This is a genomic window from Streptomyces pluripotens (genome assembly GCF_000802245.2).
Lineage (GTDB): Bacteria > Actinomycetota > Actinomycetes > Streptomycetales > Streptomycetaceae > Streptomyces > Streptomyces pluripotens.
On record NZ_CP021080.1, the window covers coordinates 5081425 to 5105896 of the forward strand.

20 protein-coding genes are annotated in these 24472 nt (G+C 66.9%); 7 read left to right on the forward strand and 13 right to left on the reverse strand.

All coding sequences use genetic code 11. The annotated features are described in order from the left end of the window. Nucleotides 1–18: 18 nt before the first annotated feature. The 3 genes from LK06_RS22960 to LK06_RS22970 form a co-directional block, all read right to left on the reverse strand. Complete coding sequence (locus LK06_RS22960; protein WP_043435304.1) at nt 19–246, reverse strand: hypothetical protein; 228 nt, start codon at nt 244–246, stop codon at nt 19–21. Continuing rightward, a complete protein-coding gene (locus LK06_RS22965; protein WP_234367286.1) occupies nt 239–1390 on the reverse strand; it encodes an ISAs1 family transposase in 1152 nt (383 codons plus the stop codon). Before LK06_RS22965 ends, LK06_RS22960 begins: the two co-directional genes overlap by 8 nt. Before the next feature lie 87 nt (nt 1391–1477). Continuing rightward, on the reverse strand, nt 1478–1828 hold the full coding sequence (locus LK06_RS22970; RefSeq protein ID WP_043431985.1) for a PQQ-binding-like beta-propeller repeat protein: 351 nt from the start codon (nt 1826–1828) through the stop codon (nt 1478–1480). Between the two features lie 64 nt (nt 1829–1892). On the opposite strand from LK06_RS22970, the gene LK06_RS22975 reads away from it, so the two are divergent. Together LK06_RS22975 and ltrA are read left to right on the forward strand one after the other, a co-directional pair. Continuing rightward, nucleotides 1893–3112, forward strand: a protein-coding gene (locus LK06_RS22975) for an IS3 family transposase (protein ID WP_411572779.1) whose coding sequence is annotated in 2 segments (ribosomal slippage) — nt 1893–2175 and nt 2175–3112 — 1221 coding nt in all. Because the reading frame shifts where the segments join, the coding sequence is not laid out codon by codon here. Nucleotides 3113–3657: 545 nt separating this feature from the next. Further along, the gene (ltrA, locus tag LK06_RS22985; protein ID WP_086082975.1) at nt 3658–5094 is read left to right on the forward strand and encodes a group II intron reverse transcriptase/maturase; all 1437 of its coding nucleotides are present in this window, start codon (nt 3658–3660) and stop codon (nt 5092–5094) included. A 214-nt stretch (nt 5095–5308) separates the two neighbouring features. Here ltrA and LK06_RS22990 read toward each other — a convergent pair whose 3' ends face one another. Further along, nucleotides 5309–5752: a hypothetical protein gene (locus LK06_RS22990; RefSeq protein ID WP_043432069.1), complete on the reverse strand. Its 444-nt coding sequence runs from the start codon at nt 5750–5752 to the stop codon at nt 5309–5311. 192 nt (nt 5753–5944) lie between these two features. Between LK06_RS22990 and LK06_RS35325 the strand changes: the two genes are divergently transcribed. After that, nucleotides 5945–6328: a transposase gene (locus LK06_RS35325; protein WP_043404360.1), complete on the forward strand. Its 384-nt coding sequence runs from the start codon at nt 5945–5947 to the stop codon at nt 6326–6328. Nucleotides 6329–6360: 32 nt separating this feature from the next. Continuing rightward, a complete protein-coding gene (locus LK06_RS22995) occupies nt 6361–7353 on the forward strand; it encodes an IS3 family transposase (RefSeq protein WP_411572777.1) in 993 nt (330 codons plus the stop codon). Nucleotides 7354–7419: 66 nt separating this feature from the next. Here LK06_RS22995 and LK06_RS33385 read toward each other — a convergent pair whose 3' ends face one another. Beyond that, the gene (locus tag LK06_RS33385; RefSeq protein ID WP_159025327.1) at nt 7420–10209 is read right to left on the reverse strand and encodes a hypothetical protein; all 2790 of its coding nucleotides are present in this window, start codon (nt 10207–10209) and stop codon (nt 7420–7422) included. 326 nt (nt 10210–10535) lie between these two features. On the opposite strand from LK06_RS33385, the gene LK06_RS35330 reads away from it, so the two are divergent. Beyond that, nucleotides 10536–11036 (forward strand): NUDIX hydrolase, encoded by a 501-nt coding sequence (locus tag LK06_RS35330; RefSeq protein ID WP_411572786.1) that lies wholly within the window; start codon nt 10536–10538, stop codon nt 11034–11036. A 17-nt stretch (nt 11037–11053) separates the two neighbouring features. Continuing rightward, complete coding sequence (locus LK06_RS23015; protein ID WP_043435649.1) at nt 11054–13336, forward strand: WD40 repeat domain-containing protein; 2283 nt, start codon at nt 11054–11056, stop codon at nt 13334–13336. A gap of 514 nt (nt 13337–13850) precedes the next feature. On the opposite strand, the gene LK06_RS23020 is transcribed toward LK06_RS23015, so the two are convergent. Genes LK06_RS23020 through LK06_RS23055 form a run of 8 tightly spaced genes read right to left on the reverse strand, consistent with a single transcriptional unit; the run spans nt 13851 to nt 22993 of the window. Next, nucleotides 13851–14369, reverse strand: a complete 519-nt coding sequence (locus tag LK06_RS23020; RefSeq protein ID WP_174673920.1) for a hypothetical protein — start codon at nt 14367–14369, stop codon at nt 13851–13853. After that, on the reverse strand, nt 14362–16092 hold the full coding sequence (locus tag LK06_RS23025) for a type IV secretory system conjugative DNA transfer family protein (RefSeq protein WP_234367482.1): 1731 nt from the start codon (nt 16090–16092) through the stop codon (nt 14362–14364). The genes LK06_RS23020 and LK06_RS23025 overlap by 8 nt, the downstream gene beginning before the upstream one ends. A gap of 2 nt (nt 16093–16094) precedes the next feature. Further along, nucleotides 16095–17651 carry a type VI secretion protein gene (locus tag LK06_RS23030; RefSeq protein ID WP_043435647.1) on the reverse strand — a complete coding sequence of 519 codons (1557 nt, stop codon included), beginning with the start codon at nt 17649–17651 and terminating at the stop codon, nt 16095–16097. Further along, nucleotides 17651–19180, reverse strand: a complete 1530-nt coding sequence (locus LK06_RS23035; RefSeq protein WP_043435645.1) for an SCO6880 family protein — start codon at nt 19178–19180, stop codon at nt 17651–17653. The genes LK06_RS23030 and LK06_RS23035 overlap by 1 nt, the downstream gene beginning before the upstream one ends. A gap of 3 nt (nt 19181–19183) precedes the next feature. Continuing rightward, on the reverse strand, nt 19184–21097 hold the full coding sequence (locus LK06_RS23040) for a hypothetical protein (protein ID WP_086083468.1): 1914 nt from the start codon (nt 21095–21097) through the stop codon (nt 19184–19186). Continuing rightward, complete coding sequence (locus LK06_RS34525; RefSeq protein WP_234367483.1) at nt 21087–21851, reverse strand: hypothetical protein; 765 nt, start codon at nt 21849–21851, stop codon at nt 21087–21089. The genes LK06_RS23040 and LK06_RS34525 overlap by 11 nt, the downstream gene beginning before the upstream one ends. Nucleotides 21852–21861: 10 nt before the next feature. Further along, nucleotides 21862–22191 (reverse strand): hypothetical protein, encoded by a 330-nt coding sequence (locus LK06_RS23050; RefSeq protein WP_043435643.1) that lies wholly within the window; start codon nt 22189–22191, stop codon nt 21862–21864. A gap of 13 nt (nt 22192–22204) precedes the next feature. After that, entirely contained in the window at nt 22205–22993 is a 789-nt protein-coding gene (locus LK06_RS23055; protein ID WP_234367484.1) for a hypothetical protein, read from the reverse strand. A gap of 354 nt (nt 22994–23347) precedes the next feature. Between LK06_RS23055 and LK06_RS23060 the strand changes: the two genes are divergently transcribed. Continuing rightward, nucleotides 23348–24445: a C40 family peptidase gene (locus tag LK06_RS23060; protein ID WP_052319092.1), complete on the forward strand. Its 1098-nt coding sequence runs from the start codon at nt 23348–23350 to the stop codon at nt 24443–24445. Nucleotides 24446–24472: the final 27 nt, after the last annotated feature.

Genomic DNA, 24472 nt, shown 5'->3' on the forward strand with positions numbered 1-24472 from the left:
AGGGCCGCGCGCCCGGCGTCAGCTGCTGGTGGGATAGGCGATCAGGTTCGAACCGCCCTTGTCCAGGACCAGGCCGGTCGACTCGTTGACGAGGAACGGCGCGACGCCCGGGTTCGGCAGATCCTTGCCGGTGCGTGCGTCCAGGGCGACGGGGCCGTGATCGGTCCTGCCGTAAACCCGTCCGTGCCAGGCCGCCAGGGCTGTTGCAAAGTCTTTTGATCTTGCGTGGGAGCGCTGGTCAGGCAAGGCCGAGGAGGTCCAGTGGTCGGCGGAAGCCGTCGTAGGACATCTCGCGGAGTCCGGCCGCGATGTTCGCGTGGCCGGAGGCTCGCAGTGTGTTGATCGCGAAGCTGCGGAGGGTGGCCATGTTGTCCGGGCCGTGTCCGGTTCGGACCGTGGAGGCGTCCTCGGCGAAGGCGGTGTCTCGGACGAAGTGGAGACGGTTCTCGATGATCCACTGCGAGCGGACGATCTTCGCGATGCGCTCGGGGGAGGCTTCGCGGCTGGCCAGGTCCGTGATGACGTAGACCGTCTCGCGGCTGCGTTTGCCGGTCTTGCGCTGAGTGCGGTGCCGGACGATCTTCGCGACCTGGACCGCGTGGGGGAAGTCGACGCCGAGGTCGGTGATGGTCAGGGCCTGCACGACGCGGGTCTCCAGGCGTCCGTGGGCATCGGTGCGGTCGTAGAACTTCGCACTCGCCTTCTCCCAGGGCAGGGTGGCGAGTTGGCGGTGCAGGTTCTTCTGGTTGCGCTTCACGGTGAAGGCGTAGTGCGCCTTCTTCTCCTCGACGAGGAACCGGGCGTGATCGCGCTGGCAGTGCAGGGCATCCGCGGAGACCGTGACGCCGGTCAGGTCGTAGGGCGCCAGCAAGGCGTCAAAGCAGGTGATTTCGTTCGTCTTGCCGGGGACCCGCAGTTGGGTGACGGTCAGGCCGGCGCCGGTGATCGCGGCCAGCAGATGGGCGGCCGGGATCTCGCCGTGGCGCGAGCCGCGGGCGCTCTTGCCGTCCACCGCGAGGGTGTCCGCCCCGGCCGGATCGGATCCGAGCAGGTCGGCGAGCCCGCCGGGGCAGGCGGCGTTCAGGACGCGGCGGATGGTCGCCGCACTCGGCGCGATGCGCACGTTCAAGACCGTCGTGGCGCGGGCGCCGAGCCGGGCGAGCGTGTCCTGCGGGGCGCTCGCTGCCCACTGGCCGATCGCGGCGAAGGAACGGGCTCCGGTCAGCACCGCCGAGCAGGCCACCAGCAGCACGCTCACGAACGAGTGACGCTTCCCGCGCCGATGCCGGGGGTCGGCCAAGGTCCGCAGCCGCAGGGCCAGCGGTCCGATCAACCGGTGCTGACGGGTGGGCGACTTGATCAGACAGACGGTGGCAGACTGACGGCACATCGAAGCTCCGGGCGGTGCGGGCGACTTGATCGGTCACCGGCATCAACCGGAGCTTCGTTGCGTACGGACCGGGCCGACCGCGCATCGTCATACCGTCGCGACCTGCGCACTCACGTGATCACCGGGACTTTGAAACCGCCCTGGCCAGGCCGCCGTGACCGTCGGAGCGATCCGGTCGGCCTGCTGGTCGGGGAGCTGCCACAGCACCTTTCCGGTGGAGGCGTCCAGACCGTATGCGACCTGCGACTGCGGACCCGTACCGGAACAGACCAAAGTGCTGCGGTCGTCGTAGTCGCAATTGCTGTCGGTCAGGTCTGCCGGCACCGTTTGCACGGTGCGCCCGGACGCTGGGTCCACGAAACGGTCGTAGGCGTCCCCGCTGTCGTACTCCTTGCCGTAGACCCGGACCAGGCTAGGACCGGCTGGAGCCGCGCCCACCTCGGTGCTGTGACTGAACCGCCCCGGGTGAAGTGGAGACTCGATTCCATGTAAGGATTGAGTCATGGCACGACCCTCCCGTTACCCGCTTGAGCTGCGCCGTCGCGCGGTGCGCATGGTCGCCGAGGTGCGCGACGACTACCCGAACGAGACAGCCGCCTTGCAGGCGGTCGCGGACAAGCTCGACATCGGTTCCCGCGAGACGCTGCGGAACTGGGTGAAGCAGTACGAGATCGACGCGGGTACGCGGGCGGGAACGACGACGGAGGAGTCCGCCCAGCTCAAGGCGTTGAAGAAGGAGAACGCCGAGCTGAAGCGGGCGAACGAGATCCTGAAGGCCGCGGCGAGTTTCTTCGCGGCCGAGCTCGACCGGCCACACACGCGCTCGTAGCGTTCATCGACGAGCACCGGGACCGCTTCGGCGGGGTCGAGCCGATCTGCAGGACGCTCACCGAGCACGACTGCAAGATCGCCCCTTCCACGTACTACGCCCGCAAGAAACGCATCCAGACTCCCTCCGCCCGTTCCGTGCGCGACGAGGAACTCAAGATGCGGATCCGGGAGGTCTACACGTCCAACTACCGTGTCTACGGGGCCCGGAAGATCTGGCGCGAGCTGAACCGCCAGGGACATGCGGTGGCCCGCTGCACCGTCGAGCGCCTCATGCGCGATCTCGGCATCCAGGGCGCCGTGCGCGGCAAGCGCGTCATCACCACGATCCCCGGCGGGCAGGCCGAGCGGGCCCCCGATCTCGTCGACCGGGACTTCGTCGCCGCCGCTCCGAACCGGTGCTGGGTGGCGGACTTCACCCATGTGAAGACCTGGGCCGCGACCGTCTATGTCGCGTTCGTCGTGGATACCTTCTCCCGCCGGATCGTCGGCTGGTCGGCGGCCACCGTGAAGGAGACCGTCTTCGTCCTGGACGCCCTGGAGATGGCCGTCTGGCAACGCGACCGCGACCAACAACCCATCCAGCCGGGTGAGTTGATCCATCACTCGGACGCCGGGTCGCAGTACACATCGTTCAAACTCGCCGAGCATCTGGACGCCGCCGGCATCGCCGCCTCCATCGGCTCGGTCGGCGACGCGTACGACAACGCCCTGATGGAGTCCACGATCGGCCTGTACAAAACCGAGCTGATCAAACCCCAGCGCCCCTGGAAGACGCTCTCCCAGGTCGAGCTGGCCACCGCCGAGTGGATCGACTGGTACAACCACCGGGTGCGCCACGAGGCGCTAGGAGATCGTGTGCGGGTGCGAATCCCCACCGCCGGACCGCCGTAGAGGCCCGGTTGAAGCTGGAGGCAGTCCAACTCAGGGAACGCTGAGGAGGGCGGGAAGCAGCCTCGACAACGTCGGGACGAGTCGGCACTGCCAGACGGCTCGGGTCCGGCTAGCAAGGCCAGAAGGCGTAACGAAAGTGAATCAGCGTCCGAAGTCCCGTAACAGTACCTCCCGGCTCCAACCTGGCGGATATGGGCCGGGGTTGCAGTACGCGACCCGTCCTCCAAGGAGATGGGCCGACTCTGAAGCCGCCCGCGGTGAAACGGCTCAGAGGCCACGCTGAATACCTGCGGTGTAGGCGTGGCGATGCTGCCGGGATAGAGCTGGACGCCGACCTGGCCGAACGACTCCTAGTGAACGTGGGAACCACTCCCGGTCGCCCTCTCGCCGGACATCCGGTGCGGTGATGGGCAGGCCCGTTGTCGGCTGTTGGCCGTGGAGTGGGGCGGAGGCCCCGTAGTAGTCCGAGCGCGCGAAAGGCGCGTACACGGCGAAGGGGGCCAGCAAGTCAGCAGGGAGGGAACTGGAATGCCGGGAGGGCGTTGGTGAATACCGACGAACTGGAGTGGGCCTTGATGAAGGCCGAGCGCCGGGTACTGGAGATCCAGACCAAGCTGCACCGTTGGGCCGTAGATGATCCTCATCGGCGGTTTGACGACCTGTACAACCTCGTGACCGACCCCGCGTTCTTGCTTGTCGCATGGGACCGGGTTCGGAGTAACAGGGGAGCCAAAACCGCTGGGGTGGACGGCCGTACGGCTGCGTCCATTTCGCTGCAGCAGGGCGTCGAGGGTTTTCTCGGCGCGCTGCGTTCCTCTCTGAAGGATCGCAGTTTCCTGCCGCTTCCGGCACGGGAGCGACTGATTCCGAAACCGGGGTCGACAAAGCGTCGACGCCTGGGAATCAGTACGATCCGCGATCGGGTGGTGCAAGCATCCCTGAAGCTGGTGATGGAACCAATCTTTGAGGCAGATTTTCTTCCGTGCTCGTACGGATTCCGCCCCAACTATCGGGTCCACGACGCGGTGTCCGAGGTAAGACACTTGACTTCCCACTCTTACGAATGGGTGGTTGAGGGTGACATCCGGGCCTGCTTCGACGAGATTGCCCATCCGGCCCTTATGGACCGGGTGCGCCTTCGGATCGGGGACAGACGCGTCCTGGTGCTGGTGAAAGCCTTTCTGAAAGCGGGCATCCTCACGGAACACGGCTCGTTGAAGGAGAGTAGATCCGGTACTCCGCAAGGTTCGATCCTGTCGCCGTTGCTCAGCAACGTCGCCCTCGCCGTCCTGGACGAGCACTTCGCCCAGGCGCCAGGAGGGCCAGCGTCTACACCTAACGAGCGAGCGAAGCGCCGTCGCCGCGGTCTGCCTAATTACCGGCTCTGCCGGTACGCGGACGACTGGGTGATTGCGGTTACTGGCACGAAGGAAGACGCCTACACCCTCAAGGAAGAGGCAGCACAGGTGCTCAGCAGAATGGGGCTGCACCTGTCAGAGGAGAAGACCCTAATCACCCACATCAATGAGGGCGTGGACTTCCTGGGGTGGCGCATCCAACGCCATCGCAAGAAGGGCACGGACCGATGGTACGTCTACACCTACCCAGCCAAGAAGGCACTTCACGCCGTCATGGCCAAGGTCAAGACGATCTGCCGACAGGTCAACACAAACCAACCATTGGACGAACTCCTACGCCGACTCAACTCGGTGTTGCGAGGTTGGACCATGTTCTTCCGGCCGGGGGTGTCTAGCGCTACCTTCCAATACCTGAGCGCCTACGCATGGCGTCGGGTCATCAAATGGATTCGTAGCAAGCACCGCCGAATGAACTGGAAGGAACTGCGTCGCCGTTACTGCGGTGGCGAATGGTGGCCCAGAGGGCAGGAACGGGATCTATTTGACCCGGCAAAGGTGCGCACTACGCGTTACCGCTACCGAGGATCACGAATTCCGTCCCCCTGGCCGCTGGCGATAGCATGAGGACCGGACGCGGGCCCGAACTGGGGCTTGTGGAGAGCCCGTTGCGTTGACGAGGCGCACGGCGGGTTCGGAAGGCGGTCCGGGGAAACGGGCTGGTCGAAAGGCCAGTACCGCGCCCCGGGCCGACCTTACCGGCTCCACGGAGAGATAGGTCACGTTCCGCCCGCCGAATACGAAGCCAGCTACTACACCGAATCCACGAGACCCCAGGTCATCACCACAATCTGAGATCTCTACCGAACCCGGGGCGGTTCAGACCTCCCTGCCAGCGGAGTCTGCCGGTGACGAGGTCATATCCGGCGGGATGCTGAGCAATGCCAACGGTGTCTTCGTGGGCCGTGCCCACCACGGCACCCCCAGCCACAGCGCTCGCGGAGAACTGGTCGATGGCCCACGTCTGGCGGAAGCTATGCAGGTCGATGCCGTACGTGACTGCATTGTCGCCGCTCGGGCTGGAGACACGGACCACGGCGACGTTCTGCTCCGCGCCCACGACGGACACGCGGAAACCGGAATAGACGTCGTCCCAGTGTGGCGGGCGGAGCGTCACGTGCCATATGACCTTTTCCGTGGCGGCGTTGGTGCCGGTGACCTCCACGACCGTGTGGTCCGCCTGGGTCCCCGTGCCGGTCTGTTGCACCACGAACGGCGTGATCACGGTCTCGGTTCCGTCTGCGGTAGCCAGTACCGGGGCCGAGGCGAGGACGGTGTCCGTCCCTCCGTCGCCCGAGCCTACCGGCTTGCCCTGGGGTGTGACTGCGGCCGTGATCTGCCCTCTCTGACACCGTTGGGTGAGACGCCCTGAAATGATCAGATATTGTGGGCGTGCACGACAGGAGCACCCATCCGCATGTCCCGTACCAATTCTTCCGAGCAGGTTCCCGCTCCGCGGCCGAAGCGTCGTCGCTTCTCGGCCGAGTACAAGTTGCGCATCGTCGCCGAGTACGACGCCGCCCCCGCCGGAGACAAGGGCGCGATTCTGCGCCGGGAGAGGCTGTACCACTCCCACGTCATCGAGTGGCGCCAGGCCAGAGACGCCGGCGCGCTGGAGAAGCTGACCGACCACCGCACCAGCCCCACCCGCCCGAAGAAGCACCCCGCCGAGGCCGAGAACGACAAGCTGCGGCGTCAGGTGGAGCGGCTGGAGAAGGAGGTTGCGAAGCGGGATGCCGCGCTGGAGGTGCTGGGAAAAACACACGCGCTCTTGGAAGCACTCTCCAAGAGCGCGGACTGAAGGACGCCCTGGAGCCGCTCCTCCACGAGGCCGTGGAGGAGCTGACCCCGTACCTGGGCATCGTGGCGGCGTGCCGGATCGCCGGACGCTCCCGGGCCACCCATCACCGGCGGCTGAACCCGGCCCCGCCCAGACCCAAGGCGCCGAGGCCCACGCCGGTCAACGCCTTGTCGGACACCGAGCGGCAGGCGGTGCTGGAGCTGATGAACCGGCCCGAGTACGTGGACCTGCCACCCGCGCAGATCTACGCCCGGGAACTGGACGACGGCCGCTATCACTGCTCCGAGCGCACCATGTACCGGATCCTGAAGGAGGCCGGGCAGGACGGTGAACGCCGCCGTCAGGCCACCCACCCGCCCCACACGGTTCCCGAGCTCGTGGCCGACGGCCCCTCGCAGGTATGGAGTTGGGACATCACGTGCCTGGCCGGCCCGGCGAAGGGAATCTGGTACCACGGCTACGTCATCCTGGACATCTACTCCCGCTACGCCGTCGGCCACACCGTCGAGGCGGCCGAATCCGCCGCGCGGGCCGAGGAGTTGATCCGTGAGGCGATCGACCGCAACGGGATCGTGCCGCACACCGTGCACGCCGACCGCGGCACCTCCATGACGTCCAAGCAGGTCTCCCAGATGCTCCTCGACCTCGGCGTGACCCGTAGCCACTCCAGGCCCAGGGTCAGCAACGACAACCCGTTCAGCGAGAGCCAGTTCCGCACCACGAAGTACCAGCCGGACTACCCAGAACGCTTCGATTCCCTCGCCCACGCGCGGGAGTGGATGGACGCGTTCATCTCGCACTACAACCACGTGCACAGGCATTCCGGGATCGGCTACCACACCCCCGCCAGCGTCCACTTCGGCACCGCCGAACTCGTCCGCGAGCAGCGGGCGGCCACCCTCACAGCCGCCTTCGAGCAGCATCCCGAACGCTTCAACCGCCGCCCCGCACCACCGACGATTCCCCAGCAGGCATGGATCAACGACCCCGCCAGGCGGCGTGAACCACAGCAACACAATTCATAGCCGCACATACGTTTCATTTGACTTGACAGCTACCGGATCGGTGCCGGGCACTGGCCCTGGGGGACTCTAAAGCGAGGCTCCGCCGCGCGACGGCCCTTCCGGGCCAGTGATCTTCGGCCCTGGGCGCGGCACCTGAAGGTGACGAGTTGGCCGTTGTGCCGCGTGCTCCTGGCGGATGGCTTCTTCGGCTTGGCGCTGCTGCGGTGTGAGTCCTGCGCGGCGCTCGGCTTCCTGGGCAGCCTGTTGAATTCGGCTGTTGATGTCGTTCAGCTGGTTCTGCGAAGCCTGCGCCGCGCTGCGGGCGTGGGCGAGGTCCTCGGCAGCCGAGGCTCTGGCTCGTTCGATGAGGTGGGGCTCCGCCCCGGCGGCCGTGAGCCGGGCGACGATGTCGCCGCCGTCCCGCTCGTACCGGTCAGCCAGTGCTTGAGCCGTCCCGGCGCTAGTGGCCGCCCGATCGGTCAGGGCTTGCGCAGCATTCGTGAGGTTGGCCTGGAGCTGGGTCAAGTCGTCGTCGCCCAGCAGCGCAAGCGGATTGGACGCTTCAGGGGCGGTGCGGAGGGGCACATCGGGCCCGAGGTCCTCTGGATTGTGCCGCCGAGCGGTCCCCTCCGGCTTGGAGCCAAGCTTGGCGGCAGTGCTGTGGGACCGGGCTGCGGCCGCCCTACGAGACAGTGACGGAGGCGCAGCTTCAGCTACTAGGGGGCCGGAAAGCACACGGTTCTGCTGGGTTGGAAGCCTCAGGGCTTCGGCTATGTGCTTGCTTGTAGTGGGCGAGCCATCCGGGGCGCGGTTTCCGAGGGCGCGCAGAACGTTGTTGGCTGCGGTTACTTCCTTGACACTCGAGGCCAGCTTCGCTTGCTCTTCAGTTGACAGACGGGCAAGCCGGAGATCATGAACGCAGCGGGCCTTGAAGCCTTCGTCGCTTAGGACCTTGTTGAGAGCCGCGGTGATGGAGGTGCCGCGATCCTGTGGCTTTGTGCGGTAGGCAGCAGAGATTTCGTCCCGAGCCGCAGTGCTGCCGGGACCCTGGCCGTGCTGCCCGTCGAGGTGGTATCCCGCACTCTCGTACGTGCGGCGGACTTCCGCGTCCGTGGGATGGACGACGCCGTTGAGGGCGTGCGTGATTGCCTCATACCTTCTTGCTGCGACCTCCCAATCGGTCGTATCTACATGTGCCCAGCGGTTGATCTGGTCTGCGTAGTATTCGCTCGTACGCCAAGATTCTCCGCTCCAGCCTTGGTCGAACGCGCCGGCCATGTCGAGCAGCTCACCGCTTTTTACGAGATTGCTAATCTGGTCGATACCTACCGTAATTTTTGCGGGGTAGTAGACTGTGATCGGTTCTGCCAGCTTGTCCTCGGGATCAGGAAGATCCGGGCCGAATTCCACACGGCGCACGCTCATAAGCGGTGGAGGGTAGACCTCTCCCGACCTGGAGAAGTGTTTGACTGGCCTGCCCGAAGCGAAGAATTTCTTGCTGCCGTCAGCTTCCTCCGCGACTCGGCTCTCGCCGAACGACCACTGCGCCCAGTAAAGCTGCCAGCGTGTCCCTTTGTCTCCAACGTGCTCTCTCGCTTGAAAGTAAACCGTCGGAACTCCAAGGCAGATAGCGCTTTCGAGCGCCCCGCTTTCTATGCCGATCTGGACGAGATCTACGTCCGTGTTTAGATAATGCAGAAAAAGCGCCTGTTCGCCGTGGGTAAGCGCCTTCCCGTTGTTCTTATCGGCTGCCCAGAATCGGATCAGAGTCTCGGTGTCGACGCCATCAAGGACTCCTTCTTCTTGGAAGGCGGAATAAAGTTCCGGGTGTCCTTGGAAAAGATCGTCTCCGACGAGGAATATTTTACGATCCGGCTCTGTGGAACGCAGAGTCTCGATTGTCTGCTTGAGGATCTCCGGCTTGGTGTCCATAAAGGCGCCCTGGTCGCGGTTGTCGCGCACCCAGAGCAGAGCGTACTTTGATGGCGACGCGGAGGCGGCTTCAAGCCTGGCGCCCTGAGTGACCCGGTCCACCACAGCGCGTGCGCGCGCTTCCCGATTCAAGCCGTATTCGCCTGTGCCGCGCATGGCGGCGACCATGGCCTCCCTGGCATCGAGGGGAGATTGACGGATGACAGGGAGCGCATGGATGTGCGAGCGCCTGAATTTCGTCTGCGAGTAGTTTACGTCGTACGGCTGGTCATCATATGAGAGGCGGATCCTGTGGGGCTCGATACTGTATTCGTTGATGAATCGGCGACGTGTTGCCAGAGCTTCCCGAAAAGGCTCGAGATAGATTTCGGATAGATCGTCGAGGAATTCTGCATCGTTTGCTGCAGTGGCGCTCTTTCCTTTCTGGGCGCGCCACACCGCGACAGCATTTCCTTGCTCTGGGGAAACTCCATCTGGGAGCTCTCCCAAGTATGAGATGCTCCGATCCTCCGACTCCAGCAGGAGGCGCTTGAGTCGACCTTCCGGCTCATAGGTCACTTCCAGAGTGGTCTCTGGATCGAGAATCAAGGCAGCAGAATGAATGTACAGCTCACCTCGCTGCCATTCGTACATGCGTAGATTCTTGCGGTCGAGTTCTCCGCCGACATATGATGGCTCGTAAGCGACCTCACGGATCTGCTCTTCGAGCTGCCGGAAAGTGCCCTGGACGTCCGAGGCGACCTGTTCCTTGATGCGGCGGGAGAGATCTTCGAAGTTCTGCTCCAAGTTGTCCCATTCGGCGATCTTGTTCGAAGGGGCGAAGAGCGTCGAAGGAATGCCCTGGCCGGTAGCTTCGATTTCGGAGACAGGTAGATCTTCGTAGTGGACTTCGACGGCATCGAAAATGCTGGAGGGCAGCCTGTCCGAGGGCTCGTCCTTCGCCATGGCGTTACACTCCTTGCTTGATAGCGTCGGTCACGCAGAGGGCGGGCCACCCTCTACGAAGAGGGCAGCCGGCAGCGCCCGCAGCCGAGGACCCGCCGCCTCGTTCAGCCGTCAAAGTTGCTCTCACCACGACCCCCGCTACGTCGCTTGTTTGCAAGCCCGGTCAGTTGACTCTGGCGCGTAACTTCCCTGCACCTCCGGTGACTTGGCGCATCGTACATGCGACCGGTGTACCGTTGTCGCAGGTCGGGGGAGGAGGAGCTATGGTATCGGCAACGTCAGGGACCATCGTTTCAGCCATAGTTGAGGACGATGGCTGCTTGCTGATGGTTCGCGAACGCCTACCGCGGCAGCCGGAACAGTGGGTACTGCCCGGTGGCGTAGTCGAACCAGGAGAACTCGCGCACCAAGCTCTCGTGCGAGAGGTCTATGAGGAAACCGGACTGACTCTGACCGGGCCGACGAGCCTGGCCTACGTATCCCAGCACGTGGTCACGGGCGACCCCGGCTGGGACGGCACCTGGACCGTCTTCACCTTCCGTGCGGAGAGGCCGACCGGGACGCTGGCACCCCAGGACCCTGACAAACTGGTGCTGGAAGCCGCTTGGGTCCCGATCGAAGAGGCAGTGGCACGCTTGGCAGCCCACCCGTCCCGGCGGCGCGTGGAGCCGCTTATATCCTGCCTGAACGGCACGTCATCGCTCGGCGCCCTTTGGCTCTGGCCTGGCGGACCGGAAGACCCGCCAGTCGTAGTCCCCACAGAGGCTGCCCAGCCGAACGCTGCACGGTCACTGCGGATGCCAGACATCCCCGTATTCCCTCGCTGACGGAAGGAAGACCAAGCATGTCGCCTTTCCCGCCTGACTCGTCTGACGTATCGGCCCAGGCCCACAGCATCAGTTACGAGAAAGTCAGGCAGCGGCCGGGCGAGGAATACCCGGAGCGCTTTGCCCTCGACCTGTCGGCTGACGGACGCGCCGAACTCATCCACGAGCACGGTCCCATACGGCGATCCTGGTCCGCGCGGACGGAAGGCATCGTGTGGACACGCCTGCTGAAGGCGGTGGAGAGTTTGCCCGCCGGTAGCGTGTCGGAAGACCACGCTGCCGGTGAGACTGTCCGCTGCCGACTCCAGATCTTGGGCGCTGCCCAGCAGCCGACGACAGTGACATGGGACGAAGAAGCGGCTTCCTCCCCGGCCAGCGTGCTCCTCGAGGCCGTGGTCGCGCAGATCAGCGACTTGCCGTCGCCTTTCGTTACTGATTCCCTTCCTCCGCTTACACACCAGCGGGTCGCAGAAGCATCCCCGGGCCTGCTGCCGTCGCAGGAAGCCGCCGCTGTCTTCGGGACGGTCGGTGATCTCCCGGCGTTTGCTCTTGCACGAACCGGTGGCGGCTTCGCGGTCTTCTCCGTCGATCCCCTGAAAATGATCGGGGAGGCGGCCGAGGCAGGGCAGCCGATCCGTGCGCTGGCTCTGGGATCGGACGGCGGGCGCGACATCCTGGTGACTGGTGGCGACGACAGCACTATCTGGGCCTGGGACCTGACGGGGAACGCTGGGCTCCTACACGCGCGCGGAGGTCACGGCGGCGCGGTCAGGGCCGTCACCTCACGAGTCGACCTCGATGGGGATGGACTGGTCTACTCAGGCGGCGAAGACGGCAACATCTGGGGCTGGGGCAGCCAAGACGGAGAAGAAGTCGGCGCGCTGACCGGCCATGAACGAACCGTCAACGCCCTTGCCACCGCCCGCGTCGCGGGTCTTGATCTGCTCGTCTCTGGAGGAGACGACGGGACGGTGCGTCTTTGGAACACTGAGACCGGCGAGGCACTGCACACGTTCATCCCGGGGACCGAATGGGTCAACGCCGTGGCGCTCACCGGTGCGCAGGGTCGCGGCTCGATTGCAGCAGCCGGCTCCGACCACATCATCAGAGTGTGGGACATCACGACCCGCGCTCAGACTCAGGAACTGCGCGGACACAGTGCGGCAGTGACGGGTCTGGCCTTCCTCGACCAGGAAGGTCGGTCGGTGCTGGCCTCTTGTTCCTACGACGGCACGATCAGGACCTGGGACGCGGCAGACGGACGCGTCCTGGACGAGTGGTCCGCCCAGGATGATTGGCCGGCCGCGCTGGCAGTCGCTCGCTCAGCGACCGGAGTGGCCATTGTTACCGGGGGCGCGACAGGGACAGTGCGCGTCTGGGATACGAAGGGCACAGCACTGCGGATGCTGAAGGCGGACGGCGTACCCGTCCAGGCGCTCGCGCTGTCCGAAGTGGATGGGAGGGCGGTGGCGGCCGCGGGGTACCTCGATGGCTCTCTGCGGCTCTGGGATGTCGTGTCTGGTTCCGTACGCTGCGCGCTCGATCCAGACGACGGCCCTCTCACCTCGGTCGCCTTTGGTCCTGCGGCCAGTACGGTCGTCTGCGGTACTGCTCGGGGCACAGTCCGGATCCACTCCACTGCGGACGGGGTACTCCAACTGGTGCCGACACCTCACACCGACAGGATCCTCGCCCTCGACTTCCTCCCTGTGGCTGGTGGCGTCGTGGCCTCTGCCGGTGCCGACCGGACGGTACGCACCTGGGAGGCGGCCACCGGCCGACCGCTTTTGCGCCTGCGTGGTCACGACGCAAAAGTGACACGGTTGGTGGCAGGACAGGCCGGCACAGTTACAGCTCTTGCCTCGGCTGACGAGGACGCGCAGATCCTGGTGTGGGACGCGGTCTCCGGCCGTCGCCTCTTGGATCTCCGCGTCGCGCGTCCCGTAAGCGCTCTCGCCTTCGGCACGGTCGACGGTGTCGGCGTTCTGGCCGCGGCGGAACTGCACGGTCCCATCCGAGTGTGGGACGTGCTATCGGGAAACGAACTGGCGACGCTCGAGGCTGGCGACGCCGCTGCCGTGACGCTGATCGTCTGCGTACTCGATGGCGCCACCGCATTGTTGTCGGGCTCCCGAGACAAGAGAGTCCGCGCCTGGCGGTTGCCTGACGGTGCCGAGATGGGTGATGTCGCCTTGGAACAAACGCCGCTCGCGCTCTCTTTCGCCCCGCCCGGAATCCTGCGCATCGCATCGAGCAGTGGCTTGACGACCATTAATTTCCATCCCGCCGTTGCAGGCTAGGGAGCTTCCAAGAGTCAGTAGTGGGCTGCTCGTGCGGGGCAGGGGGCGCGACCGCCGACAGTGATCGTCCGATCTGGCAAGAGCCCAGCGCTCTCGCTGCAGCGCGCCGAGCGCAGCGAACAGAGTGGGGCAGCCCACCGGCCCCGCTCGCACGGCACAGAGCGCGCCCTTACTGGTCACGCCGGGTCGCCCCTGTTAGACCTGACAGGGGTAACCCGGTTAGTGTGACTGGCTTTGCTGCCGTGCCCAGTTGGTCTTCGGCCGTGCCGCGAATGCCGATAGAGCGGCGGCCGGGCGGTGGGCAGGTTGCCGCCGGGGCGGCTCACGACGCACCCGGTCGGCCGCAGCCTGTGTCCACTCGGCGACATTCGATGTGGTCCGGATGGAGATCGTGCACCAGAGGCCTTGAACGCAGAGTGCTTCGTCAGCTCCTCGGCCGTGTGCTGATCGGCTCAGTGTCCCCCCCATTCGTCTCGTCCCTTCCCTGCATGCGGCTGTTCAGCCGTTCGATGCGTCACAGCGGCGGATCCAGTTCGGCAGCCATCCGCCGTACCTCAGCCTCGGCCGGGTGCTTCGCGGCCTCGGTGGTGTCAGCAGAGGTAGCCAGGTATAGCTCCCACTCCTCGTCGGCTGCCGGGTTCGATGGCGGAGGCAGGGGCGGTTCCTGGTGGCTGCTGACGCAGGCTGGAAGCTTCATGTGCGGCTTGAACGCGTGCACCGTGTTGATCCACTCGGCCTCGGCGAGCTCGCGCCCGGGGGTCTTTTCACCCTCGTAGGTCCGCAGCCAGCCCAGGTACAGGGCTGTGAGCATCTCCCGCACCCATCGGTGGCGGTACCAGCAGGGCGGGATCTCGTTGTGCAGCTCGGCGGTGTGGCGCAGCCATTCCACCCAGGTGCGCAGCTCGCGCAGCCGGGCGCGGCGCTCGGGCGGGGACATGGCCGACCACACCCAGCGGCGCGGCTGCGGCGTGGTGGTCTGCGCGGGCCGGCCGACGGGCCGCAGGGAGGCGGGGTTGTCGAGGGAGTCAGCCACGGCCTGCCCTTTCCACCGCAGGCGCCGCGGCCTTGTTCAGGCTCACCGGCCCGTCGCCGGTGGCCGGCTCAGGGGCTGCCAGTAGCCGTTTGAGGTCCTTGTCGCGGAAGGTGAGCCGCATCTTCACCTTGATCGGCGCCTTGTTGGAGTACTGGGCGATGGCGGTGAAGTCGTCCAGTTGCTGCAGGGAGTGCACGGGAGCGAGATCGGTCTCGGTGGGAGTGGTGTTGGTGGACACCTCGCCGCGCGAGCGGCCGGTCGACGTCCTGCCCACCTCGGTACGGCCATAGAGACCGGAGAAGTAGCGCAGGGTCTCCAGGTCGCCGCAGCCGGGCAGCAGCATGCGCAGACCGCTCGCGGACAGCACGGTGTTGGCCTTCTGCACGCCGAGCCGGTCGCGCAGCTGGGACAGGTCGTGCCACACGGTCAGCACCACGATGCCCATGCCGCGGCCGGTGGTGAGGATGTTGGGCAGGCGGGGGTAGCGGAGCATGTTGCCTGCCTCGTCGACGAGTACGCCCAGGCCGGGGTCGAGAGGCTTGCCGGTGGTGTTGTAGGCGACTTCGGCGCCGTGGATGATCGAGGCGATGATCGAGGTCAGCAGCGGGGCGAACCTCTCGGCGTCGGCCTCGGAGGCGATCAGGCAGACGGTGCCGTTCTTGGTCAGCAGGTCCTCGACGGTGAAGTCGGTGCTGGCGCAGGTCTCGCGGACCTCTTCGTCGGCGTAGACGCGCGCGAGGACGTTGAGGCTGAACTGGATGGAGCCGATCCCGTCCTCGTGAAGGCGGAGCCAGGGAGAGGCGTAGTCGTCAGCGACCTCGGTGTAGCCGTGCTGCAGCAGCACGGAGCGGACGTGGTCGACAGCATCCTTTCCGAGGGAGAGCCAGCGGCGCATGGCGTTGATGCCGCCGCCGGAGAGGTTCGCGGCCAGCAGGACACCCTTGAGCACGCTCTTGGCCTGGTCGATCCAGGGCGCGGCACGCTTGTCCTCGCTGGAGGCGGAGGCCTCGGCCATCCAGGCGGCCATGCGGTCGGCGGCCTTGGCGTCGGTGCAGTACTCCACCGGGGACCACTTGTTGGTCTCCCGTCCGGGGATCCCGGCCGGGGCGATCACCCAGACCGGGCCCAGGGCGCGGCGGCGGGCGTAGATGATGTCGAGGTCGGCGGCCTTGGTGGTGGTCACCACCAGCGGGCCCTGCCATTCGGCGGCGTTGGGCAGCACCAGCCCGGTGGTCTTGGAGGAGCCGGGCACCCCGAACACCGTGGCGCTGATGTTGGGCTGGGCGGCCACGATCTTCTTGGTGTTCATGCCGCGGCCGGCGGTGATGCGGTTGGCCCGCAGCTTCGGGTCTTGTGGGGCCTTGAGCTTGCGTTCGACCTTCGCACCGCCCCACTGGGCGCCGCCGGTATGGCTGCCGAAGTTCAGCTTGGTGACGGCCTTGAGCAGCAGCAGGAAGAACGTCAGCAGCAGCGCCACGGTCAGCAGATAGAACAGCCAGGCGGGTGGCGCGGGGGAGAACACGGCGCTGGGGCCGCTGACCAGGGCGCGCAGCACGGTTTCCGGGACGCCGGCCTTCGCGTGGGCCCAGCCCCGGCCGGACAGCAGGGCGGCGAGCGGGGCGGCCAGCAGCACCGCTCCGCCCAGCGCCACGGCGAGGCCTGCGGCGTAGGCGGCGAGCAGCGTGTTGTCGTCCAGTCCACTGCCGGGGCTCTTGTCGGCCACGGTCAGATCACCATCTTCTCGTCGGTCTCGAAGAGCTGCTGTTCGGTGTGGGAGAGCATCAGCTGCACGGCGTGCGAACCGCCGCCGCGGCCGACCTTCCACAAGGCCCTGCCGCGCTGTCCGGCGCCCCAGGAGCCGATCAGGTCGCACTCGGCGTCCGTGAGGCCGATCGCCTCGCGAGTCAGGCGCAGGGGGCGGGTGTCCTGGGCGAGCTGGATACGGGTCTCGCAGCTGGAGATGAGGTCCTTGGCAATGTTGACGGCCTCGGAGCCGGCCGCGCCGACCCCCTCGAAGTCGCTGAGCCGGTGGGTGGCCAGTACCTGGATGGTGCCGGTCGCGCGGGACAGCCGGAGGTCGGCGTCGATCTTCTTGACCTGTGAGGCTCCACCGGAGCGCATCTGCCGCCATAGCTCATCGCGTACGACGATCCACGGCCGGCTGCCGGGTCGGTCGATGGCGGCCTGTGCCCAGGACGAGACACAGGTCAGCACCATGGCGACCGTCTCGTCGCCGTACTGTTCCAGCGCGCTGATGTCGACACTCTGGATCGGCGCATCCCAGTCCAGTCCGATGCTGGTCTGATCGTCGAAGAGACCGGTCACGTGCCCGTTGACCATGGCGCCGAGGGCGGAGCGGATGGACTCCATCTGCTCGCGGGCCCGCTGTACCTCGCGGTCGCGTACGCGCAGTTCCTCGGCCATGGCGTCGCTGGGGTCGCGCAGTTTCTCGTAGACCAGGGGCAGAGTGGGGGTCTCCAGCCGGGTCTGCCCGTACAGCTCGCCGGTGACCTCGCGCACCGCTACGTCCAGGGCCTCCTCCTCCTGCGGCAGCAGAGTGCGCCGCAGCTGCAGCTCCAACAGTGCCTTGAGCAGGGTGAGACGGCGGCGGTGTATCTCCCGGAGCCGGTTCTGTAGTTCGCCCGGGTCCTTGATCAGCTCCAAGCCTTGGCCGAGCGGTCCGGCGTCCAGCGGGTTGACGCGGCCGGGGAGACCGGGGCCGAGCCGCACCGGTTCGGCCCCCAGATGCCTGCACAGGGCGGCGTATTCGCCCTTGACGTCGCCAGCGATCAGGGTGCGGTGCCCGAAGGCCATCAGCCGGAAGCACAGGGCCTTGATGTGCGCGCTCTTCCCGCTACCGGGGATGCCGGTGATCATGACGTTGGGGTTGGTACACAGGCCCTCTTTGACCCACACTGCCGGGTGCGCGGAGAAAGCTTCGGTCGTCAAAGTGTTCTGGCCGATGTACGCGCCCACGGGCGGGAGGGAGGCGGCGTGCAAGAACGGGTAGGCACCTGCGGAGTTGGCGGTGTCGGCACGCACGACCTCCACGCGGGGCAGTGAGGCTGCGCGGCCCGCGTACGGATGCGCCCAGCCCTTCTTCGGGGCGATCCGCATGACCGTGTCGGGGTCTTCGAGCAGCCGCGCACGGCGCTGGTCGCGGACGCTCGGTGCGGGCGGCACCGCATCGACGGGCCGTTCGGCCAGGCCGGGGGCCCGGCCGAACGCAGACTCCTTCAATACCGTGTCACCGGCGTCGCGGCGCTTGAACAGCAGCGGCATCAGAATCCGATCCTCCGGTCCGGCAGCCCCTGCCCCAGCGGCAGCGCGGCGGCCGCGAAGCCGACATCCTGGGTCCCCCACATGCGGCGCAGTTCCAGCCCGGAGGCGGCCGCATCCGCCTGCAACTCGGCGCAGGCGGTTTCCAGCTCGCCCAGGTCGGTGACGGTGACAGCAAGGAGCGCGGTCAGCCGCACCACGCCTTGCCCGGAGGCGCGGGCGACGTCCTGCGACCTGGCCTTCTGCGCTTCGAGCAGCTCGTCGGCCGACTCGTCCTGACCGGACTTGGCGCGCAGCTTGCGGGCGGACTCCCGCCGGGCCTTCTCACGGGCGAGGTCCTGGCGGGCCCGGCGCGGCCCGATCGGCTCGTAGACAATGCTCAAGCTGCGGCGGGCGTTCTGCCGGGGCCTGAGCATCGGCTGCAGGAAGGTGGCGTAGACGTCCGCCTGCGGCCAGGTCCGCACCTGGTAGGAAACGGTCCACGCCCCGTCGTGACGGTAGACGCCCCAGTCGGTCTCCGCTTGGGCTGGGCCCGCCAGCTCCGATGTCACGCCGGGCTCCAGGCCCTGCCAATCCGGCGCCTGGGCGGCGGCGTTGCGAGTGGCGAGCATCAGCTGCGCCTCCGGGTCGTATGCGGTGCGCACCACCTGGGCCAGGGCCCGGGGAGCGAGCCACTCGACGACCTGCAGGCTCGCCGAGGACAGGGCGCCGTGCATGGCGTGCAACTCGCGTACCAGGACCGCGGCCGCGCCGACCTGACCGCCACCGGCGCCCTTGACGGCCAGCCGGGCCTTGGCCGCGGACAGGGTGACCGAGAGGTAGGTCTCGCGGGTGGTGGCGGCCGGACCCGCGCCCTCCATCAGCTCCGTCAGCGCAGCGACGGCCTCCTTCGGCGCGTCCTGCGCCAAGTGCCGGTCGGTCCACGAGCGCAGCGCCGCGCCGTCGTCGGGCAGGCAGCGCTGGTGCACGGCAATCCGGACGATCGGCGAGTCCTCGGTGCAGAAGCTGCGCAGGAAGCCCGCCCAGGCGGCAACCCGCGCGGTCTGCCGGTCACTGTCAACGAGCGCCAGGCCAGGGAAGGTGATCCGGGCGACCGCGGTATAGGTGTTCGCGACCGGATCGTGGGAGACGCCCAGGGTGCCGCCGAGGCCGTCCGGGGCTTCCAGAAAACGCAGCCGGGCCAGCACCCCGGGCAGGTCCATCGGCTGCTGCCCGGTCGTCTTGGAGCGGGGGGCGAGGGCCCCTGACTGGAAGATGTTGCGCCTGGTGGCCACGTTGATCTGATGCCTTACTGCGAGAAGGATCCATTCGTCGGCGCTCAGGCCCAGCACCCGTCCGAAGGCGAGTGTGAACAGCACGGCAGCCAGCGGCACACAGAAGAACGCGGCAGTCCAGCTGCCCAGGTTGAGCGGAGTGAGCAGCAGCACACAGCCGCCCACGACCAGGGCGAAACCGGTCCCGGACAGCCGGCCCATGAACCCGCTGCGTTCGGACTGCCATCCGCCGTAGGTGACGGGGGTGGAACTGGACATGGGCTACCCCTCCCTCGACGGCGGAATGTCGGTATTGGGCGGGCCCGTGATCACCGGTGCGGTGTCCGGGCGCGGCTGCGGAACGCGCTCCTGAGTGGCGGGCGGCAAGCCCGCGGTGTCCTGGCCGCGCGGCGGGATGACCACGTGGCGGCCGCCGGGGGACGCGGAGTCAAGACCGGCGTGCGCGGCGGTGTTGGCCATACCGGACTCCAGCGTGTCCTTGCCCAGGGCCATGACCTGCAGGCCCAGGCCGAGCGGCCCAGCCACACGAGTACCGAGGCGGCCGCCGGGCCCCTTCAGACGGGCCTTGAGCGACTCGTTGGTCCAGAAGCCCCCGCCGCCCCGGGCGTTGGCCCCGCTCGCCTGGGTCTGCGCGTTGTCCCGCTCCAAGGCCCGGGTATACGCGGGACCACCGCCGACTGCGCCCGCCCCGCCGAGCTGGGGCCGGTAGCCGCTCGTTGAAGCGGCCGACGAGCCGAGGGAACTGATCAGTCCGCCCGCCATGGCGGCGCCGGCACCCAGCGAGGAGAACGTCATGAACTTGGCGATGGCGGGCCAGCAGAAGCAGGCCATCAGGAAGATGACGAGTCCGACGAGCATGTTCTGCACGCCCGAACCCTGCTCGATGGCGAAGAAGCCGATGGCGAAACAGAACGTGATCATGGGCTTCATCAGGATGAGCGCGAGCAACGCGTCCCTGGCCTTGGGCCACCAGTCCTTCGTGGCGTCCGACATCTGGCCGACCAGTGTGATCGGCATGGTGGCGACGAGGATCATGATTCCGGCCTGGCGCAGCAGCATCTCGACCCACAGGGCGCCGATCGCCAGGATGCAGATGATGCCGATGACGATGACCACGCCGACCGCCGACGCGGCCATTCCGTCGCCGGTGATGAGTGCGCCGGCGGCCGTGGAGGAGCCCCCACCGCCGAAGATCAGACCCCCGAACATCTTCCCGAACTGGGCCTTCATGGCGTCTGCGGGCTGACCTTGAATCTTGCTGCCGCCCGCGAACGAGTAGCTGATGATCCAGTTGGACAGTGAGTCCGCGACCTGCAGCGCGGTCGTGGTGACCGTCCAGTACGCGGACGAGATGACTGCCCACTTGGCCAGGCCGGAGATCGCAGTGGCGGCCGGGGCGCCCTGGTGGGAGATCGACACCTTCCCGAACTGCAGGAGCAGCAGGAAGACGGCGAGCACGATGGACAGGGCGGTCGCGATCCCCATTGGCTGGCTGATGCCGGTGGAGTCGAGGTTGATGACCGACGTCTTGGCGAACAGGTCGGCGAACTGCTGCAGGAGCCAGACCACGGCGTTGCCGATGTACTGGGCGGCCTCCTCTAGCGCATCCCGGGCGAGCTGGGAGACCTTCTTGCCGATCCACTTGGACAGGCTCCAGCCGATGTTCCCGTACTTGTCGGTTGCCAGGGTCTGGCAGTCGCTGAAGGTGTCGCCCTTGTCGACGCACTTGGTCAGGAAGTCGTTGAGTGTGTCGTAGTCGGACTTGCTGAGGTCGCCCCGCTGAACGGCGGCGATGGCGCTCTTGCGCCACTTCTTCAGCTTCTCTTCCTCAGCCTCGTGGCTTTCCTTCTTGGAGCACCCCGACTGCACCGGGCCGCCCTCGCACGGCTGGCTGGTGCCCGGGATTTCACCGGCCTCAGGCGTACGGCAGATGTCGTCATCGTTGATGCTGTAGTAGTCGCAGTAGTTGCCCTGCTTGTCGATGCCGCAGGTGCCACCGCCGGTGAAGTCGACCGGGCATTCCTTGCCGCTGGACGGCCCGTAGTCGAGGTGGTACTTCGGATTGTCCGCGGCCCTCGCCGCGGGGGCATGACTCAGGCCGGAGCCAACAACGCCCAGCAGAACGGCCAGCACGAGGACCAGCCGGGCGAGTAGATGCCGGTGGTCAGCCCGCATGCTGCACCTGCCGCCAGCCGGCCCGGAAGCTCAGGTTCGAGTTCGGGAGGTACGGGGCCGGGGTCGCAAGCTTCTTCGCGTACTGGGGCTCGTTCGTGATCTTCCAGGCGCCATCCTCGTACTTCAGGATCAGGTGCGTTTCCTGGTCCTTGAACGGGTCGGTGTCCGGGCTTCCGTCCGCCTTCGTCGCATACCGGTCGTAGTTGAGCCAGACCTGGACGATCTTTCCGGTCTGGTCGAGTGAGTTGGGCACGACGGCGTTCACGTTGGTGGTGAAGGTGATTCCGGCGGGTGTCCCGCCGGACGGCGGAAGGCCGGCATCCTCGCGCAGCTTGCGCACCTCGGAGACCTGCTGGTCCACGTAGCTCGGGTCGTCCTTGGACACGATCGATTCCAGCTGCTGGCGGGCCTTCTGGTCGTCCAGGAAGGCGAACTCCTCCCAGAAGTACACGGCTGTGCTGATCGCGCCCACGGGACCGCGGCTGAAGCCGGTCGAGAGCCCGTCCTTCTGGCCGGTGGGCTTTTCGAGCACGAGCGGCCTGACCTTCGCGGGCGTGTAGCCCTTGTAGCCATCCGTGCCGGACGGAGTGGGCTTGGTCGACGGTGCCCCCGACGGCGACGACTTGGCGGACGGTTTGTCGTCTCCGCCGATCAGGGTCGCCGCGGTGATGCCCCCGCCGACCAGGGCGCCGACCACCAGAACGCCAATCGCGGCGAGTGTGAGCCGGGCCCTGGTGGTCTTGCTGTCGCTCACCACGGAAACCTCACTTGGTCATGTTGTAGAAGGTGCCCACGAGTGCGGCGGTGACGCCGATTCCGCCGGCGCCGAACAGGCTCCAGAGGATGGCCTGCTTGCCGCGCGCGGCCAGGGCCGCGCGCTCGCTGTTGTGGCCGACGGCGACGGCGGCCCAGCCGAGGAGTCCACCGAGCACGGCGCCGGCCAGACCGAGTCCGGCAGTCCAGTTCAGGATCGTCTGCACGGGCTTGTTGACGTCGTCGGGGATCGACGGGGTGACTCCGGGGACCGGGCCGGCGAGAGTGTGCCAGTTGGGGTCCGTGGCGACGGTGTGCAAAGTGGTCAGGATCTGGCTCATGTCCGATTCCTCGTCAAGAAGCTGGTACTGCGGGCGGGAGCGGCGCCGGCTGTGGCGCGTCCGGCAAGGGCTCGCCCCATGCGGCGTGTGCCGCGTCGAGAACGGCCCTGGTGAGCTGGGCTGCTGCCTGACGCGTGCGGGTGCGCAGGCGGGCAGCCATCAGCCCGTGGGCGCGAATGTGCGGGTCATAGGGCAGGTGCACCACAGCGGCGGTGCGGGCGGTGAGCATGGTGGCTCCGGCCCGGACCGGGGCGGGCGGGCGGCCGTCACCCGTGGCCACCAGCACGACGACCGTGCGGTTCAGGGGCATCCCTTCGGCGTGGAGCGCCATCACTGCCTGCTGCAGGGCCTGAACGCCGTCGGTCGTTGCAGCCGCGCACACCACGGGCACCGCATAGGGGAGGCCATACCAGCCACGTGTCAGACCCAGCTCACCGGCACAGCGGGCAGCGAGGATGTCGTGGGCGAGCGGGTGCACGGTGTCGGCGACGACCGCCTGCCATCCGCCGATCGCAGCCAGCTGGTACCACGCGGCCGGCGGCTCAGGCAGTGTGAGCGGCTGCGCGTGCCACTCCCGTCCGTCTGCCAGCACCTGCCACCGGGCGCCGTTGACCCCGGCAGCGGTCGCGCATGCCTGCTGCACTGCTGTGCGGGTCAGAGGCTGATCGGGCGGCAGCGCGGCCAGTCCGTCCGCGCCCTGCTCGGCGACCCGGACTGGCCACGGGGACGACAGGCGTGGTGCGAGGTCGAGTAGCACGGTGGGCCCGCTGGCGGCGAGTCCGGCGGCCAACAGGCTCGCCACGGTGCTACGTCCGCTACCGCCGGTAGCAGCCATCACTGGCACAGCGAGCCGCGCCCCTGCGGGCAGTACCGGAGCGGCAACAGGCTGTTTTTTGCCCACTCTTACCCCCGTACGTTCCATTCGGCGTTTGCGCGGGTTAATCGCGCGCTCCCGCCGTAACCAACATCCCCCGACTGGAACCTTACATGCGCAACTAGCGTGCCCTACAAGGGAGATTCACCCGTCACATTGATATGCGGCGATGGCGTACTGTCACACATCATCACGCATGCATTCGGACACCGGTTCCCATGCCGGAGTCCGAGATTCAGATTTGAGGGAGCAAATCTGAATGCAGGTCAGGAGGGGGACCGCATGAAGGGCAAGACGGGGGCAAAGTGGCTACTGGCCCTGGGGCTCGGGTTCGTCATGACCCCCGTGGCACTCGGCCTTGGCCTCGTGCTGCTGATCGCCACGTTCTCCGACGACAACAGCAGTAACGTCGCCAACCCGATCAACGGCCTGCGCATCGGCGGCAAGGACGGAGTACCGCCGCAGTACGCCCCACTCATCATGCAGGCGGCCGCCGACTGCCCCGGGCTGTCACCGGGCGTGCTGGCGGCCCAACTGATGCAGGAGAGCGGCTTCAACCCGAACCCGCCCCCGAGCGGCGCCGGCGCTCAAGGGATAGCCCAGTTCATACCCGGAACCTGGGAGACATGGGGCGTTGACGGCAACCACGACGGCAAGAAGGACGTGCTCGACCCCGAGGACGCCATTCCGGCGCAGGGAAAATTCATGTGCTACCTGCTCAAGAAGGCGAAAGAGCACCCCGATTACAACGGGGCGCCGATCGAACTGGCGCTGGCCGGCTACAACGCAGGCTTCCAACGCGTCGAGGAGTTCCACGGGGTACCGCCGCGCAGTTTTGCCGGCGGACAGACCTACGACTACGTGCAGAACATCATGGCCATGTCGGTCAGGTTCTCCGCGCCCGCGCCGAGCGAGGACGGCACACTCCCAGCCGGGTACGAACTGCCCGACGGCACCCCCCAGCAAGTCCGCGTCGCGGTCGCCTGGGCTCTGAAACAGCGCGGCGGCTGGTACCAACTCGGCGGTGACTGCACCGACGCGCTCGGCAAGGATCCGGCCCACTGGTGCGACTGCTCCTCGCTGATGCAACAGGCCTACAAGGCGGCCGGGATAGACATCCCACGCGTCACCTACGACCAGGTCAACATCGGAAAGCAGGTCGACATCGACCACCCCAAGCCCGGTGACCTGGTGTTCAATCCCGGCTCCGACGGCTCCGACGCCAGCCCCGGACACGTGGCCATGTACATCGGAGACGGAATGATCATCGAAGCCCCGCACACCGGAGTGAAGACCCGGATCGTCACGTACAGCAGCTGGCGCAACTCCACCAGCTACATGACCCGCATCACCGCAGTCCGCCGTGTGGTGGACTGGTGACGCTCGCACCAAAACAGGGGAGACCGC

Bases quoted from the DNA above. Each gene is read 5' to 3' on its own strand.
- LK06_RS33385 (WP_159025327.1), bottom strand. From the start codon at position 10,209: ATGGCGAAGGACGAGCCCTCGGACAGGCTGCCCTCCAGCATTTTCGAT.
- LK06_RS35330 (WP_411572786.1), top strand. From the start codon at position 10,536: ATGGTTCGCGAACGCCTACCGCGGCAGCCGGAACAGTGGGTACTGCCC.
- LK06_RS23040 (WP_086083468.1), bottom strand. From the start codon at position 21,097: ATGCGGGCTGACCACCGGCATCTACTCGCCCGGCTGGTCCTCGTGCTG.
- LK06_RS23050 (WP_043435643.1), bottom strand. From the start codon at position 22,191: ATGAGCCAGATCCTGACCACTTTGCACACCGTCGCCACGGACCCCAAC.
- LK06_RS35325 (WP_043404360.1), top strand. From the start codon at position 5,945: ATGTCCCGTACCAATTCTTCCGAGCAGGTTCCCGCTCCGCGGCCGAAG.
- LK06_RS23030 (WP_043435647.1), bottom strand. From the start codon at position 17,651: ATGCCGCTGCTGTTCAAGCGCCGCGACGCCGGTGACACGGTATTGAAG.
- LK06_RS23060 (WP_052319092.1), top strand. From the start codon at position 23,348: ATGAAGGGCAAGACGGGGGCAAAGTGGCTACTGGCCCTGGGGCTCGGG.
- LK06_RS23035 (WP_043435645.1), bottom strand. From the start codon at position 19,180: ATGTCCAGTTCCACCCCCGTCACCTACGGCGGATGGCAGTCCGAACGC.
- LK06_RS23015 (WP_043435649.1), top strand. From the start codon at position 11,054: ATGTCGCCTTTCCCGCCTGACTCGTCTGACGTATCGGCCCAGGCCCAC.
- LK06_RS22965 (WP_234367286.1), bottom strand. From the start codon at position 1,390: ATGTGCCGTCAGTCTGCCACCGTCTGTCTGATCAAGTCGCCCACCCGT.